Here is a 15,458-nt window from a genome sequence, read left to right as displayed (position 1 = left end):
GTTGCGTTTTTTGCTCAGGCCGTTCTTCAATGTATTTGGCTTTAATTTTCGGTTTAACGACATCTTCAACCTCAGGATAAACCACTTGTTTGGCTTCTGCGGTTATTCCCAGCAACACAGTGCCGGTAAGTAAAAGCGCCAAACTATTACGCCATAACATGGGCTTATTCCTGCACTTGGTCAAAAATGGGCATCGGGGCAATCCGCGCAAATTTTGCCACTGCCGACCCAGGAAAAATTTTTACCCCACTGTTTAACTCATCCACGGCTTTGCGATAAAAATCTTCGGCATGTACAAAATCAAGTTCAAGCTGTAAATACTCGGCCAATTGTTCAGTGCATAGCTTGTCTTTATTTACCGTCGACAGCAGTGACTCTAACCCTTGATCGATTTGTTGCCAGGCGGCAATAGACACTGACAATGAGCCACCAGCCACATTTGACTCTTCAATGGGTTGGTTCCAATCATGCTGGGGTTGTATGTGTTTTAAGTGGGCAAGTTGCGCTTGCTGTTCAGCGGTTAAGGGATGTTGATATGACTGTCTTTCACGACATAATTCGGTAAACAGCGTTAATCGTCTATCGATTTTTGAGTCGATCACTTTTAGCGCTTCAATGGCTGAAGTGCGTTTTTTAAGTAAACTGGCATACCATAGATAAGCCAGAATAGCAGCTAAAGTGAGGCTAAGTAACAGCGCCTGCATGGTGACATCCTTTATTATTGTTATTCACTATCATAATCATTATTTAATCAAAAGTTCATCTTTATCAACAATCTCTTCGTTAAAAAATAACCACAAAGGTGTTTAGTTAGGACAAATAGATGTTAAAAATCTGTTTTAATTAAGATCTTAATCATAACACAAACACAGAAGAGTACCTGGATGATATTTACACAAGTAGTTTTTTAATCAGTAAATTTTTCAATAACCTAAAGCAAAACCGCTTAGGGTGTTTTTTAAACACAATTTAAGTTTAGTCTTTTAAAAATAGTCAATTAGCAAGATTTAAGTATCATTTAATTGCCGTTAAACTGGGTTTTACGTGCTACATCCTTTTTTGACCAAATCACTGCAGAAAAGTCTATGGCTACAGACACAAAAAAGCCCAGATTAACTGGGCTTTTAAACACGGTTCAGTGATTATATCGACTTTCTATCATTATCGATTTGCTCATGCTCTGCTTCGGTTATTTTTTCACGCTTACTAAAGATGCGTTCAACCACCACAAAGAATAACGGCACAAAGAAAATACCCAGGAATGTCGATGACATCATCCCGCCCAGTACAGCAGTACCGATGGCATTTTGACTGCCAGAGCCAACACCAGAACTAATGGCTAATGGCACTACACCTAAACCAAAGGCCAATGACGTCATTAAAATTGGGCGTAAACGTACTCTCACTGCATGCAGTGTTGCCTCAATTAAGCCCGAGCCTTTCTCAAAGTATTCTTTAGCAAACTCAACAATCAAGATGGCGTTTTTAGTTGCCAACCCAACTGTGGTTAATAAGCCGACCTGGAAGAATACGTCGTTAGGTAAACCACGGCCATTCATGGCGAGCAATGCACCAATAATACCCAGTGGCACCACCAGAATAACCGATAACGGCACCGACCAACTCTCGTACAATGCCGCAAGTACCAAGAATACAATCAAGATAGACAGTGCGTATAGGCTCGGAGCTTGGTTGCCAGACAACCGTTCTTCGTACGACAACCCATTCCACTCTAAACCAAAGCCTGGCGGCAATTGTTTGGCCATTTCTTCTAGCGCGTCCATCGCGGCACCAGTACTGAAGCCTTGTGCGGTGGCGCCTTGAATATTAACCGCTGGCACACCATTAAAACGCTGTAGTTGCGGCGATCCTATTTGCCACTCACCCGAAGAAAACGCCGAAAACGGTACCATCTCACCAAGGCTGTTACGCACATACCAGGTGTCTAGGTCGCTTGGCTGCATACGGTATTTTGCTTCACCTTGCACGTACACCTTTTTAACCCGGCCACGGTCAATAAAATCATTCACATAAGAGCCACCCAACGCCGTCGCCATCACGCTATTAACGTTATTAATATCAATGTCTAATGCACGCAGTTTGGCATGATCGATATTAATATGGTACATCGGCGCATCTTCTTGGCCGTTAGGTCTTACCCCCACTAAGTTAGGGTTTTGTGAGGCCATACCTAGCAACTGATTACGTGCCTCAATCAGTTTGTCATGACCTTGGCCATTTAAGTCTTTTAAGTACACATCAAAGCCAGTAGCGTTACCGAGCTCAATCACCGAGGGGGGCACAAATGCAAATACAAATGCTTCTTTAATTTGCATAAAGCGCCCCATTGCACGCCCAGCTAACGATTGCACATCTTCGCCTGGTGCTTCACGAGTAGACCAATCTTTTAAGCCCACAAACGCAAGCCCCATATTTTGGCCTGAACCGGCAAAACTAAAACCTGCTACGGTAAATACAGAATTAACGATGTCTTTTTCCTCAGTGAGGTAATAGTCATTAATCTCTTTAAGTACGTTAACAGTGCTTTCCTGAGTTGCGTTTGTGGGCAAAATAGCCTGCGTAAATAAGATACCTTGGTCTTCATCGGGTAAAAATGCCGTTGGCATACGTAAGAAGATCCAACCCACCGCAATCACTAAACCAATGTAAATTAACATCACACGGAATGAGCGTTTTAAAATACTGCCAACGCTCGACTCATAACGCGAGGTCATTGCATCAAACTTACGGTTAAACCAACCAAAGAACCCGGTGTCTGCGTGGGTATGACCTTTTTTAATCGGTTTTAACATGGTGGCACATAATGCCGGTGTTAACACAATTGCCACAAACACTGACAAGGCCATTGCCGATACAATGGTAATGGAGAACTGGCGGTAAATAACCCCTGTCGACCCCGACATAAATGCCATAGGCACAAACACCGCAGACAGGGTTAAGCCAATACCCACCAGGGCACTGGTGATTTGGTCCATCGACTTGCGGGTAGCTTCTAGCGGACTTAAGCCCTCTTCAGACATGACCCGCTCAACGTTTTCCACCACCACAATGGCGTCGTCCACCAGCAAACCAATGGCCAAAACCATGGCAAACATGGTTAAGGTATTAATGGTAAAGCCAGATGCCGATAACACAGCAAAGGTGCCAAGCAATACCACAGGAACCGCAATAGTGGGAATTAACGTAGCCCTAAAGTTTTGCAAAAACAGATACATAATTAAAAACACCAACACAATGGCTTCTAATAATGTATGCACAACACCTTCGATAGACTGTTCAACAAATGGCGTAGTGTCGTAGGGATAAACCACTTTAAGCCCTTGCGGGAAAAACGCCTTCATCTCATTAATTTTGGCTTTAATCCCTTCAGCGGTATCAAGCGCATTGGCACCGGTGGCTAAACTAAATGCTAAACCAGAAGCAGGCATTCCGTTGTAGTAAGAATCAACCGCGTAGCTTTCTGCGCCCAATTCGACTTTTGCCACATCTTCAAGATACACATTCGCACCAGAAGAATCCGATTTTAGGATAATACGTCTAAATTGTTCAGGGGTTTGCAAACGACTTTGCGCAGTGATTGTCGCGTTAAGCTCCTGCCCTGCAACTGATGGCGCACCACCTAATTGACCCGTCGAAATTTGCGCATTTTGCTCACTAATCGCCGCAGTGACATCAATACTGGTTAAGTTGTACTGGGTTAACTTTAGTGGGTCTAGCCATATACGCATCGCATACTGGGCACCAAAAAGTGTGATTTCCCCCATACCTGCAACACGGCTCATTGGGTCTTGAATATTGGCCGCTACATAGTCTGCAATATCGCTTTTACCCATTGAGCCATCTTCAGACACAAAACCAAGCACCATCAAAAAACCTGACGTCGACTTGTTAACCGTCACCCCCTGTTGCTGTACTTCAGCAGGCAATAACGGCGTTGCAGCTTGCAGTTTGTTTTGCACCTGTACTTGAGCAATATCGGGATCTGCTTCAGCATTAAAGGTTAAGGTAATTGAAGCATTACCAAAGCTGTCACTGGTGGACGAAATATAACGTAAATGATCAAGCCCAGTCATACGCTGCTCAATCACCTGGGTTACCGTGTCTTCCATAGTTTTGGCAGATGCACCCGGATAATATGCACTGATCACAACCGTTGGCGGCGCAATACTCGGATACTGGGCAATGGGTAGGCCTTTAATGGCTAACACACCTGCAAGCATAATTAATATTGCGATCACCCAGGCAAAAATTGGGCGATCAATAAAAAAGCGAGCCATAATGTATCCCTATTTTTGTGGTTGGTCGGCCGTTAACACTTGCGGAGACACTGGTGCACCAGGGCGGATTTTTTGTAGTCCTTCGACAATCAATTTATCGCCAGGTGCTAGTCCTTCAACAATACGCCATTGGTTATCGATAACTTCGGCAGTTTTGACAACGCGCATTTCTACCTTGTTGTCTTTATCAACCAACATCGCCACCGCTTGGCCTTTATTGTTGCGTGTAATAGCACGTTGTGGCACTAAAATCGCTTGAGGGTCTTGGCCTGCATTTAGCTGTGCACGCACATACATGCCTGGTAATAAAGTGCCATCTGGATTTGGAAACTCTGCTCGTAATGTCACTGAGCCCGTGGTCTCGTCTACATTCACTTCTGCAAACTGTAATGTGCCTTCATAGTCATAAGTGCTGCCATCTTCAAGCGTCAACAACACTTTGGCATTATCACTTTTAAGCAATTGACCAGAACGTAAATTAGCCTTTAAGCGCAGCAGTTGCGCACTTGATTGAACAATGTCGACATTGATGGGATCAAGTTGCTGAATCGTCGCAAGCGTTGTTGCTTGATTCGCTGTCACTAACGCACCTGCAGTAACCGATGATTTACCAATTCGGCCAGAAATAGGCGCTTTAACCTCGGTGTATTCAAGATTAATATTGGCTGTATTAATGGCAGCTTTAGCCACTGTAACCGCAGCTTGAGCTTCTTTGTAGGCAGCTTCGGTTTCGTCAAAATCTTGCTTACTCACCGCATTGGTTTTAACCAGCTGAGCATAACGAGCCGCTTTAGCTTTGGCTGATGCTAACGCCGCATTCGCGCTGGCAAGGTCAGCTTCTGCACTGACTAATGCAGCCTTATATGTGGCCGAATCAATTTGATACAGTGATTGGCCTTGGCTCACTTCACTGCCTTCAGTAAAGGCGCGCTTGGTAATTATGCCAGACACTTGTGGGCGCACCTCTGCTTCTAAAAAGGCACGGCTACGACCAGGTAATTCGACTGTAATGGCCTGTGATACTGCTTCAACAGTCATCACGCCAACAGGAGAAGGAGGTTGTTGTTGCTGTTGCGCTTGAGCCGCATCCTCTGCTTTGCCACAAGCGGTAATCCATATTGCCGCAGATATCACCGCGGCGACTTTCAATGCTTTGTGCATGTGTGCTCCTACTCCAATTTGCGTTCAATATGGTTCCTCCGTTTTGAGGCATTCCATTTGAAAATAGCTAAAATTACACTGTAAAATTTTCTGTGCTCTTTATCGCACAGGGACAAAATTCAAACAACTCAACCTAATGCAATAAATTGTAAACAAATAATAAGCTTAGGTTATACATGGTAAATTTGTTAATACCTTGTTAACTGAGATCTGCTCAATCAAACAAATTCGATCCATTTATTTGGCGCACTTTACGCCAACATGTTGACAATATCAACTTTTCTGTACTCAGGTTAGGTAAAGCTATTACCAACATAGGCTAATTATGATCGGTGACAACCTCATTTAATTCATCCATCTTGCGTACATTATCCTGTTGTTCTACATCATCCGTTGCTGGATTTATCATAATATCGCGCCACCATAGCTCGTTAGCTTGTGGATTTGCCAACATCACTGCTTGACCAAACTTAGGTGTTGCCAAAGTGACATGATGTTGTTTAGCTAATTTGTTAATACGTTCAAAAGGTTCAAACCAGTCATGTAATGCTAAATCAAATGTACCATTATGCACGGGTATCATTACCTTGGCGTTAACATCGATATGCGCCTGCAAGCTCTGCTCTGGCAACATATGGATATCGCTCCATAATTCATTATAGGCGCCCGTTTCAATCATACTCACATCGAATGGCCCATATCGCTCGCCAATGTCTTTAAACCCACCAAAATAGCCACTGTCACCGCTATAAAAAATCTTGTGTTGCAAACCTTGAATAACCCAACTGGCCCACAATGTCTGATCTCGGTCCAGTAAACCTCGCCCCGAGAAATGCTGCGCAGGGGTGGCGATAATGGTTAGTCCATTTAACTCAACCGATTGCCACCACTCAAGTTCAGTGACCTGAATAGGGTCAACACCCCACGCCGTTAAATATTCGCCCACTTTAAGTGGTGTAATAAAGTGCTGCACTTTGTCCGCTAGTTGTTCAATGGCGGCTTTATCGAGGTGATCATAATGATCATGGCTAATGATGACGGCTTTTATTGCCGGTAAATCTGCAATACTGATAGGAGACTCATGAAAGCGCTTTGGCCCAGCCCATTGCACAGGCGATGCACGTTCGCTAAATACCGGATCGATTAATACGTACTCGCCATCTAAGCGCATTAATATTGTTGAATGCCCTAAACGATATATCGCATCGTCATGCGTTTGCGAGAGGATGTCTTGAGTCAAGGTCATTAACGGCACAGCATTGACTGGAGCAGGTGCTTGGCGCTGTGTGTTCCAATAGGCTTTAGCAATAGGCCATAAACTGCTTAATCCCGTCTGATAGGCTTTTTCACTATTTGTGAACGGCTTGCTTTTATTGGCTGCTGACCATGTTTTTGTGAGCCACACAATGGCAACTAACATCACAAATCCAACGATAACACCGGCTAATATTTTCATCTCGACACCAACAAAGTAAACTACACGGTGTAGTTTAATAATCTCCCATTGAAAAGTAAACTACTCAGTGTAAAATCTCTTTCATAAACTCGATACAGTGCAGACCATGACTCAAGAAAAACAAACCCGTAGCCAAATTAAACGTGCGGCCATTATTGAAGCCGCCAGAACAACCTTTAAAGCATTAGGGGTTACTGCGACGAGCATGGACAAATTAGCCGAAGAGGCTGGCGTGTCTAAACGCACGGTGTACAACCACTTCGCGACCAAAGAAGCATTAGTGATGACATTGATGACCGACCTATGGAAAAAAGCGTTGTCGCACCCTTCTGAGCCTTATCACCCAAACAAGCCATTGGCACCGCAGTTACAACAATTAGTCCGCGATGATATTGAACATATTCAGTCAGAAGAACACATTGAAGTGTCAAGAATGGTGATTGGTCATTTGTTTTATGCATCTGAAATGCAAAAAGAAATAAAAAAGATCATCAAAGAAGAAAACGCAATTTCACGCTGGATTAAAGCAGCCAACAAAGATGGTCGAATCAATGTTGACGATATTGAACAGGCTCAGGACCAAGTGCACAGTTTAATTAAAGGCCAATGTTTTTGGCCATTAATCTTTCAAATGAACGAGCCTTTTACTGACAAAGAAAAAGATCAGCATGCCGCTGAAATCGTGAAGGTCTTTTTGTGTCGCTATCAAACATGATAGCCACTACACCCGATTGTCACCCACGCCCAATGAAATCGTACGGCTAATTTGCGCCAAACTCATGCCAGACTCTTGCTGCCACTGATTAAAAGCCGCTTGCGTTTGGCGCAGTGCTGTTTGCGAGGTAAAGCCAGCATCCACCACTTTATGCGCAGTTAAATATGACTGCACATCTTGGCTAAGTAAAAAGGTGTCTTTGCCAATCGCGCGCAAAAAGTATGGCCCAGTGTTGCCGCCCAAACGTGCACCACGTTTTTTAAGCACTTGCCATAATCCGGTAATGTCATCTGTTGGCCAATTGGCAATAAACTCAGCAAAACTGCCGTGTTCTGCACTGATTTGCTGGATCATGTAGGCATTATCGACAATGGCCTGGGTTTTCTTTTGGTGGCGAATAAGGGCCGGATCGCTAGCGCGCTGCTGAATTTGATCGGGTGACAGCATTAATACTTTCATCGGCACAAAGTCAAAGAAGGCTTGTTCGTAAGCTGACCATTTATTATCGACCACTCGCCACACAAAGCCACTTTGAAACACACGTTTACTCATCACAGAAAGCAATTGTGCATCAGAATACTCACAGATTTCAGCTGCGCTGAGTGTGTCAGGTAGCAGCGACTTCACGATTGCTGGCCCGCCTTTACGATCGCAAGCGCGCGCCCAAATATCACTGAATGTTTCTAATGCCACCATGTCACTCCTTATGCCTAATCAACCTAAACTGGCTAATACGGCAAATTCAGGTTGATTGATCTGTATAGATTGATACCAACAATCAATCGTAATTATGTATTACACTCTTTTTTGAGCTGTAAAAACTGTTTCCACTTAACCACTTCGGCCGGTAGTTCTGGCGTATCACCCGTGTAACCCGCTGCCGTAATTAAGGTTTCGATAGGCACTTGCTTACCACGGCACACAAATACCCCACGCACATGGGCAATACAATGCAAGCCACGTGCGGTCACGATACGGTGCTCAATGTAAAAGTATTTTTCATCCCAACCAACAATTTTGGTTTCAATAGTAAATTTTTCAAACGGTTTAATATCGCGGATGTACGTAAACTCGGCGGCGTTCACGATAGGCAGCCATTTATTCTTTAAAAACTGCTTCATTAAACCGATTTCGGCAATCATGTACGTACGGGCTAAATCCATAAAAGCCGGGTAACGCGAATTGGTTAAATGTAAGTTGATGTCGCAATCTAACGGTAAAACGCGATAATTAATTTTACTGGTGCCTAAAAAATCAATACGTTTGCAATGGCCTATTCGCCATAAAAACAACAACGCAAAACGAAAATACAGATTCATCTACCACTACTCCTATTGTTAGCGCGACAGGCTAACAAAGGTCATACCAGTGAGCAAGAAGCTTTATTATCTTTATACCGATTGGCGAATGCGCAAGCCTATAAAGTCTATGCAACACCGTATTTTGTTACTCTTTTTGCGACTCACCCCCCTTTTAATCTCACTCTTAACTGATTACCATAGCAACGCAATTTCAGCTTATTGGTAAATAAGCCAATAAGCTGAAATAAACGCAAACAACATTATTTATAATTCTCAGGGCGGGGCGCAATTCCCCACCGGCGGTAAACTTGAAAAAGTAAGCCCGCGAGCGCTCGATTCATCGAGGTCAGCAGATCTGGTGACTTGGTATTACCTTACGTAATCACTAACAGTCCAGAGCCGACGGTTATAGTCCGGATGAGAGAGAATGGAGATACATCAATCAGCCCACGGCTTTTTGGTGCAATTTGTTTTGGATTTATATCCCTCTTTACAAGCCCTGATTCTGGTCATTTTAGGAGTACAACCATGAATCAGCTATCACTACTTGCCGAATTTGGCGAACCCATCACCCGTGTCGAAAATGCCCTTGCAGCGCTTAGAGAAGGCCGCGGCGTTTTGTTACTCGACGATGAAGATCGCGAAAACGAAGGCGACATTATTTATTCAGTTGAGCACTTAACCACAGCGCAAATGGCATTAATGATCCGCGAATGCAGCGGCATTGTGTGTTTATGTTTAACCGACGAGCACGCCAATAAGCTTGAGTTACCACCTATGGTTGCCGACAACAACAGTGCCAACCAAACCGCGTTTACTGTGTCGATTGAAGCTAAAGAAGGCGTAACAACGGGCGTGTCAGCACAAGACCGTGTTACCACCATAAAAACCGCCGCTAACCGCAGTGCTAAAGCATCTGATTTAGCCCGTCCAGGGCACGTATTTCCGCTACGCGCTCGCGCTGGCGGGGTCATGTCTCGTCGCGGTCATACTGAAGGTACGGTTGATTTAATGCAAATGGCTGGCTTAATGCCTGCAGGCGTGTTGTGTGAACTGACCAACGAAGATGGCAGCATGGCAAAAGCGCCAGAAATCGTCGCCTTTGGTTTAAAGCACAATATGCCCGTACTCACCATCGAAGACATGGTGATGTACCGCAACCAGTATGATTTGAAACTGGCATAAATTATTACTTGCTCATTTATACTCAGAGGCGCATTTGCGCCTCTTTTTTATGTTTAGAATAATGACGTGATATTAGTATGAATGGGCTATTGAACGCTTTATATTAAAGAATTATAACATAGCTTAAATACAATCAATGAGTTAACTAAACATGCGTCAATCTCTTTGGATGATCAGCAACGTAGGGAAACTTGATGCAACCTATGAACGATCAGTCCTTATAAATGGTGAACTTATTGAACTATATTTCACTAACTTTGAAAACTCACATCAGATACCAGAACCAATTGCTGATTGGATAGAAAATAAAATAGTACGGACTAGTATGTGGATACCTTTAAACTTACCATCACCAATGGACTGTTGTTTCATCTTCACTAAAAATAAATGCTCTGAAGAAAATCAGGAACAAATAAGCCAGATAATTTCTTTATGTTTAAGCTTAATATTACCCCCACCAGTATTGATCTCACGTCCAGGCCAATATATTGAAAATGCAGCAATAGTTAATCCATCTTGGAACTACATTCCAAACCCCAATAGGGTTATAAATAAGATTATTGGTAAGACAGAGATCAACTCAATTGTGGAATTAATCTCGCGATTTGGTGAAAAGAAAAAAGCTAGATATCCTTATTTTCATGAGATATTAAAACTCTCATCAATTAATGATGTATTGATCGAAACACTCAGTTTATGGGCTTTCATTGAAGGATTTTGGAATGTGCCCAATAGAAAAAGTGATCTTTCCGGTTCATTTATGAATATGTTAACTACAGACAGATTTCCTGGAACAAGAAATAAATCACCTCAAGTCAAAGCTTTGAAACAACAGATAATGGTTCAGAATGAAATGTTAGGAGCCCAAGATTTTAGTAACCTCAGAAATATCATCGCACATGGCACTTATCTAAAACTTGAAGATACATGGACAACTGAGCAATGGAACGCCATTTATTCTCAACGAGATTTACTGTTACATACTGTTTTAATAGCACTTAGTGAATACAATCTTAGAAATGCATAATCGACTTCGATAAAAACTAACTCGACACTGTAAAACAGCAGGCTTATCTAAACATTATTTACATAGAAATACACTAAAATTACTTCATTCTAAACTGTTCACAATCCTTTCAAAAAGTCTTGATACTGCTGCATGGTGGTTACATCGTCTAACATGCCCTGATGACCGACATTAGGTACCATAATGAACTGCTTATTAGCAGACTTGCTCGCAGCAAACAGTTTTTCAGACAGTGCTGGCGGCACTTCTTCATCATCCTCTCCGGCAATCACCAATAATGGGCCTTGGTAATATTGCGCGACCACTTGCTTATTATCTGTTTTACGAAAATCTTCTGGCATTTCCAACGTCATAAACGGTGCCATATACCAAGGTGTTTTTTCATCGACCCAATCGTCGGCATTGGTGGCCGAACCCTGCAACACCAGTGCATCGACTTTGTTATTTCGGGCTAAATCGGCGGCAATGAAACTGCCTAATGAGTAACCGTGCAAGATGATTTTTTCTGGTTGGAAGCGCTGCTGTAAGTAGTCCAGTTGTTGCTGTGCATCCGAGAGAATATTTTTAATCTTCGGCTTGCCTTCACTGGCGCCAATGCCACGGCGATCCATCACCAAAATGTCAGTATTCAGCGTCGATAAAGTGGTTAAGGCTGATAAACAATGGGGCTGAATGTTCATGCCATTGCCCTGGTAAAACACTAAGGTTGTGTTGCTGTTTGGGTTGTCGATAAAAAAACCATTCTGCTTAACGTGATCGCTCGCCTCTAGGCTCAGTGGGATAATGGCATTATTCGGCATGGCTAACTGCAATGCTTGCGTAAACTCAGTGCTAAAGGCCACCGGCGCTTTATCATGGGCAATAAAACTCGCTTCAGTTAAACGCACCGTACAGCCAGAAATAATCAACATCGCCATGCTAATCATAACTACTGTAATAAATTGTTTTACTGTATTTTGCATATTATTGTCCTTAATTATTGATCTTCCTTGTGGATTAAAATATCCCCTGGCGAGCATTGTAAGTGCTGGCAAATGGCGTCGAGCGTTGAAAACCGAATCGCTTTCGCACGGCCACTGCGTAATACCGATAAATTTTGCGGTGTAATACCCACTAACTCGGCCAGTTCTGTCGACTTCATTTTGCGCTTGGCAAGCATCACATCCAGTTCGATAATAATGGCCATTAAATGGTTAACTCCACTTCTTCTTGCAGCTCTGTGGCATGTTTCATCACCCATGCGACGCAGTAAAACACCATCCCAAACAATGCGTATTTAAGCTCCTGACTACCCAGACTAAAGTACATAGGGACCGCACTTGAAATGCCGCTAAAATGCAAGGTAGAAGCAACAAGCATTGGGTAAAAAAGGCTGAGTAAAATCCACGCTAAAAACACTAAAGCAATATGGCTTAAACAGCGAAAATTAGCCGTTGTGAACACCTGCCCCTGCTGATACAAACCAAACAGTTGATACAGAAAATAATAAATAAACAGGTAAGGCAGTATTTCAACGCTCCCCAAAATGAACCCTGGATGAAAACCCGCATCATAAAGGCGTTGTGCAAGCGCTTGCCATGGAGAGCCAAAATCGACCGCAAGGTAACTGCTAAACCAGCCCCACCAGTCAATGGTGAGGACATATTCGCCCGCTTGAAACTCACCAAACATCATGGTGCCGCAATAACTACTGACTTGTAATAAGGCTAAAAAAACGATGAGTAATTTAATCCATTTACTGAGCGAGACAATTCTATCCATAGTGGTTCTATCGTGGCCAAAGGTTAAATTAACGCTAACACAATTAACTTTATTCAATAATAAATTATCGATAAACGGTAATTAAATGATTATATCAACAAAAAACACTTCAGTGTTTCAAATCACGGGCATAAAAAAACCGACACTCAATGTCGGTTTTTTTAAGAATTTATGTTAATGACTTACGCAGCAATACCACTGTGGCGTAGTAATGCATCTGTGTTTGGCTCACGCCCCATAAAGCGTTTAAACAGCTCCATTGGCTCTTCGCTACCGCCCATTTCAAGAATGTTATTTAAGAAGCTCTTACCGGTTTCTGGGTTAAAGATACCTTCGTCTTCAAAGCGAGAAAACGCATCGGCCGATAACACTTCAGCCCATTTATAGCTGTAATAACCTGCGGCATAGCCACCAGCAAAAATGTGGGCAAAACCATGCTGGAAGCGGTTAAAGCTTGGCGGTGTTAATACGGCTATTTGGCTGCGTACTTCGTCTAAAATACCTTGAATATCGACACCTTTTGCAGGGTCAAACTCGTGGTGCATTCTAAAATCGAACAATGAGAACTCAAGTTGGCGCACCATCATCATGCCTGACTGGAAGTTCTTTGCCGCTAACATTTTGTCGAGTAACGCTTTGGGCAATGGCTCGCCGGTTTCGTAATGGCCAGAGATCTCAGCTAAGGCCTCTTCTTGCCAGCACCAGTTTTCCATAAATTGACTGGGTAACTCTACCGCGTCCCAAGGCACACCGTTAATGCCCGACACACCGCCAACATCCACTTTGGTTAGCATGTGGTGAATGCCATGACCAAACTCGTGGAATAATGTGGTGACCTCATCGTGAGTAAACAATGCCGGTTTGCCGTCAACCGGGCCATTAAAGTTACAGGTTAAATAGGCCACTGGTTTTTGCAAACCAGAACTCGTCACACGGCGGCCACGACAATCGTCCATCCATGCGCCACCACGCTTACCGCTACGGGCGTACAAGTCTAGGTAGAAGCTACCACGATGCACGTTATCTGCATCAAAAATATCAAAGAAGCGCACGTCTTTGTGCCAAGTATCAACGCCTTTTTTCTCGTTGATCGTGAGTCCAAATAAGCGATTAACGGTATAAAACAGGCCCGATAACACTTTATCTTCAGGGAAGTACGGACGCAGGATTTCTTGCGACACCTGGTATTTATGTTGCTGCAGTTTTTCAGCGTAAAAACTTAAGTCCCATGACGCCATTTCGCTAACATCATAGTGCGCTTTCGCAAAGGCGCGTAGTTCAGCCAATTCTGTTGCCGCCTGGCCTTTTGAGCGCTGGCCTAATTCATTTAAAAAGCCTAACACCTGCTCTGGAGACTCTGCCATTTTGGTCGCCAGTGATTTATCAGCATAGCTGGCAAAACCCAGTAGATTGGCTAACTCATGGCGCAAGGCAACAATTTCGTTCATGTTGTTGGTGTTATCAAACTCACCCGCATTTGGGCCTTGATCAGACGCGCGAGTGACAAATGCACGGTAGCACTCTTCACGTAGCTCACGGTTTTCGCTGTAGGTCATCACAGGTAAATAGGAAGGAAAATCAAGGGTAAACAACCAGCCTTTTAGCTCTTTGGCCTCGGCCATGGCTTTTGCTGCCGCCACTGCCGACTCTGGTAAACCCGCCAAGTCGGCTTCGTTGGTAATCAATTTAGTCCAGGCTTCTGTAGCATCTAATAATTGATTAGAGAAGTTGCTGGTTAACTCAGATAAACGCTTAACAATCTCGCCGTAACGTGCTTTTTGGCCATCATCTAAGCCAATGCCCGACAATTCAAAGTCGAGTAAACTTTGTTCAATAACTTTTTTTTGCGCTTGAGTTAACAAGGCAAAGTCAGCTGATTGATGAATTGATTTATAGGCTTCATACAAGCCCTGATGCTGGCCAACAAAAGTGCCGTAATCAGACAGTAATGGCAAACACGCATCGTGAGCATCACGCAGTTCATCGCTGCTGACCACCGAGTTCATGTGTGACACTGGCGACCAAGCTTTACTTAATTCGTCGTCTACGTCTTCAAGGGGGGCGATAAGGTTATCCCAGGTATATTCGCTGTTGTTAGCTAATAACGTTTCAATGGTATCGCGACACTTAGCAATGGCTTGCTCAACCGCAGGCTGGACGTGTTCAGGTTTAATTTTAGAAAATTCGGGTAACGCTGCGCTGTTTAGCAGTGGATTGCTCATAAAGATCCCTCAAAATATTTCGTGTCGATTGCATTGATATGGGGCCAATTTACTTGGCTTTCAAGCTTTACACTAACGTGAATCAATAATACCCCAGCATTATACCCATTCCATCCATTATCTGGTCATTCAGCGGGAGCCACTCAGACTGGTCTCATAATAAATGGAAATGGTATTAGTACTGGTTCACTCGCCGCACATAGCGTATTTACACAGCAAAAGAAGTGACCACGATCGCATTTGTTATTTACAGTTAGTTTACAAAGCTAATATTGACAGGCAGATCTCAACTGAAAGTGATTATCATTTAATTTTGTACTTAATAAGCTAAA

13 protein-coding genes and 1 riboswitch are annotated in these 15,458 nt (G+C 43.4%); of the genes, 3 read left to right on the top strand and 10 right to left on the bottom strand.

Annotation, left to right across the window (positions count from 1 at the left end):
* Positions 1-164: 164 nt before the first annotated feature.
* From PQR79_RS17015 to PQR79_RS17000, 4 genes are all read right to left on the bottom strand, one after another.
* Positions 165-704 carry a hypothetical protein gene (locus tag PQR79_RS17015; protein ID WP_188736021.1) on the bottom strand — a complete coding sequence of 180 codons (540 nt, stop codon included), beginning with the start codon at positions 702-704 and terminating at the stop codon, positions 165-167.
* A gap of 438 nt (positions 705-1,142) precedes the next feature.
* On the bottom strand, positions 1,143-4,298 hold the full coding sequence (locus PQR79_RS17010) for an efflux RND transporter permease subunit (RefSeq protein WP_238107828.1): 3,156 nt from the start codon (positions 4,296-4,298) through the stop codon (positions 1,143-1,145).
* A 9-nt stretch (positions 4,299-4,307) separates the two neighbouring features.
* Positions 4,308-5,459: an efflux RND transporter periplasmic adaptor subunit gene (locus PQR79_RS17005; RefSeq protein ID WP_238107827.1), complete on the bottom strand. Its 1,152-nt coding sequence runs from the start codon at positions 5,457-5,459 to the stop codon at positions 4,308-4,310.
* 319 nt (positions 5,460-5,778) lie between these two features.
* Positions 5,779-6,915, bottom strand: coding sequence for an MBL fold metallo-hydrolase (locus tag PQR79_RS17000; protein ID WP_238107826.1), 1,137 nt, complete (start codon positions 6,913-6,915; stop codon positions 5,779-5,781).
* A gap of 106 nt (positions 6,916-7,021) precedes the next feature.
* On the opposite strand from PQR79_RS17000, the gene PQR79_RS16995 reads away from it, so the two are divergent.
* The gene (locus tag PQR79_RS16995; protein WP_223418979.1) at positions 7,022-7,630 is read left to right on the top strand and encodes a TetR/AcrR family transcriptional regulator; all 609 of its coding nucleotides are present in this window, start codon (positions 7,022-7,024) and stop codon (positions 7,628-7,630) included.
* Between the two features lie 6 nt (positions 7,631-7,636).
* Here the strand turns inward: PQR79_RS16995 and PQR79_RS16990 are convergent, their stop codons facing one another.
* Complete coding sequence (locus PQR79_RS16990; protein ID WP_238107825.1) at positions 7,637-8,326, bottom strand: DNA-3-methyladenine glycosylase I; 690 nt, start codon at positions 8,324-8,326, stop codon at positions 7,637-7,639.
* Positions 8,327-8,418: 92 nt separating this feature from the next.
* Positions 8,419-8,949, bottom strand: a complete 531-nt coding sequence (locus PQR79_RS16985) for a thioesterase family protein (RefSeq protein ID WP_188736054.1) — start codon at positions 8,947-8,949, stop codon at positions 8,419-8,421.
* A 247-nt stretch (positions 8,950-9,196) separates the two neighbouring features.
* Positions 9,197-9,364: riboswitch (FMN riboswitch) on the top strand.
* 95 nt (positions 9,365-9,459) lie between these two features.
* Here PQR79_RS16985 and ribB point away from each other — a divergent pair.
* Both ribB and PQR79_RS16975 read left to right on the top strand, forming a co-directional pair.
* Positions 9,460-10,116 (top strand): 3,4-dihydroxy-2-butanone-4-phosphate synthase, encoded by a 657-nt coding sequence (gene ribB, locus PQR79_RS16980; RefSeq protein ID WP_238107824.1) that lies wholly within the window; start codon positions 9,460-9,462, stop codon positions 10,114-10,116.
* Positions 10,117-10,267: 151 nt separating this feature from the next.
* Complete coding sequence (locus PQR79_RS16975; RefSeq protein ID WP_238107823.1) at positions 10,268-11,143, top strand: hypothetical protein; 876 nt, start codon at positions 10,268-10,270, stop codon at positions 11,141-11,143.
* Positions 11,144-11,241: 98 nt separating this feature from the next.
* On the opposite strand, the gene PQR79_RS16970 is transcribed toward PQR79_RS16975, so the two are convergent.
* From PQR79_RS16970 to prlC, 4 genes are all read right to left on the bottom strand, one after another.
* A complete protein-coding gene (locus tag PQR79_RS16970) occupies positions 11,242-12,105 on the bottom strand; it encodes an alpha/beta hydrolase (RefSeq protein WP_238107822.1) in 864 nt (287 codons plus the stop codon).
* A 14-nt stretch (positions 12,106-12,119) separates the two neighbouring features.
* Positions 12,120-12,329, bottom strand: coding sequence for a helix-turn-helix domain-containing protein (locus tag PQR79_RS16965; protein ID WP_160052104.1), 210 nt, complete (start codon positions 12,327-12,329; stop codon positions 12,120-12,122).
* A complete protein-coding gene (locus PQR79_RS16960; RefSeq protein WP_238107821.1) occupies positions 12,329-12,904 on the bottom strand; it encodes a DUF2975 domain-containing protein in 576 nt (191 codons plus the stop codon). The genes PQR79_RS16965 and PQR79_RS16960 overlap by 1 nt, the downstream gene beginning before the upstream one ends.
* Before the next feature lie 182 nt (positions 12,905-13,086).
* Positions 13,087-15,126 (bottom strand): oligopeptidase A, encoded by a 2,040-nt coding sequence (prlC, locus tag PQR79_RS16955; RefSeq protein WP_238107820.1) that lies wholly within the window; start codon positions 15,124-15,126, stop codon positions 13,087-13,089.
* Positions 15,127-15,458: the final 332 nt, after the last annotated feature.

The organism is Shewanella metallivivens (assembly GCF_028750675.1).
Classification (GTDB): Bacteria; Pseudomonadota; Gammaproteobacteria; order Enterobacterales; family Shewanellaceae; genus Shewanella; species Shewanella metallivivens.
The sequence above is the reverse complement of the archived record's forward strand: the minus strand, read 5'-3'. Positions and strand labels throughout refer to the sequence as shown.

Bases quoted from the DNA above. Each gene is read 5' to 3' on its own strand.
- PQR79_RS16965 (WP_160052104.1), bottom strand. From the start codon at position 12,329: ATGGCCATTATTATCGAACTGGATGTGATGCTTGCCAAGCGCAAAATG.
- PQR79_RS16990 (WP_238107825.1), bottom strand. From the start codon at position 8,326: ATGGTGGCATTAGAAACATTCAGTGATATTTGGGCGCGCGCTTGCGAT.
- PQR79_RS16995 (WP_223418979.1), top strand. From the start codon at position 7,022: ATGACTCAAGAAAAACAAACCCGTAGCCAAATTAAACGTGCGGCCATT.
- PQR79_RS17005 (WP_238107827.1), bottom strand. From the start codon at position 5,459: ATGCACAAAGCATTGAAAGTCGCCGCGGTGATATCTGCGGCAATATGG.
- PQR79_RS16975 (WP_238107823.1), top strand. From the start codon at position 10,268: ATGCGTCAATCTCTTTGGATGATCAGCAACGTAGGGAAACTTGATGCA.
- PQR79_RS17000 (WP_238107826.1), bottom strand. From the start codon at position 6,915: ATGAAAATATTAGCCGGTGTTATCGTTGGATTTGTGATGTTAGTTGCC.
- prlC (WP_238107820.1), bottom strand. From the start codon at position 15,126: ATGAGCAATCCACTGCTAAACAGCGCAGCGTTACCCGAATTTTCTAAA.
- ribB (WP_238107824.1), top strand. From the start codon at position 9,460: ATGAATCAGCTATCACTACTTGCCGAATTTGGCGAACCCATCACCCGT.
- PQR79_RS16985 (WP_188736054.1), bottom strand. From the start codon at position 8,949: ATGAATCTGTATTTTCGTTTTGCGTTGTTGTTTTTATGGCGAATAGGC.
- PQR79_RS16960 (WP_238107821.1), bottom strand. From the start codon at position 12,904: ATGGATAGAATTGTCTCGCTCAGTAAATGGATTAAATTACTCATCGTT.
- PQR79_RS17015 (WP_188736021.1), bottom strand. From the start codon at position 704: ATGCAGGCGCTGTTACTTAGCCTCACTTTAGCTGCTATTCTGGCTTAT.
- PQR79_RS16970 (WP_238107822.1), bottom strand. From the start codon at position 12,105: ATGCAAAATACAGTAAAACAATTTATTACAGTAGTTATGATTAGCATG.
- PQR79_RS17010 (WP_238107828.1), bottom strand. From the start codon at position 4,298: ATGGCTCGCTTTTTTATTGATCGCCCAATTTTTGCCTGGGTGATCGCA.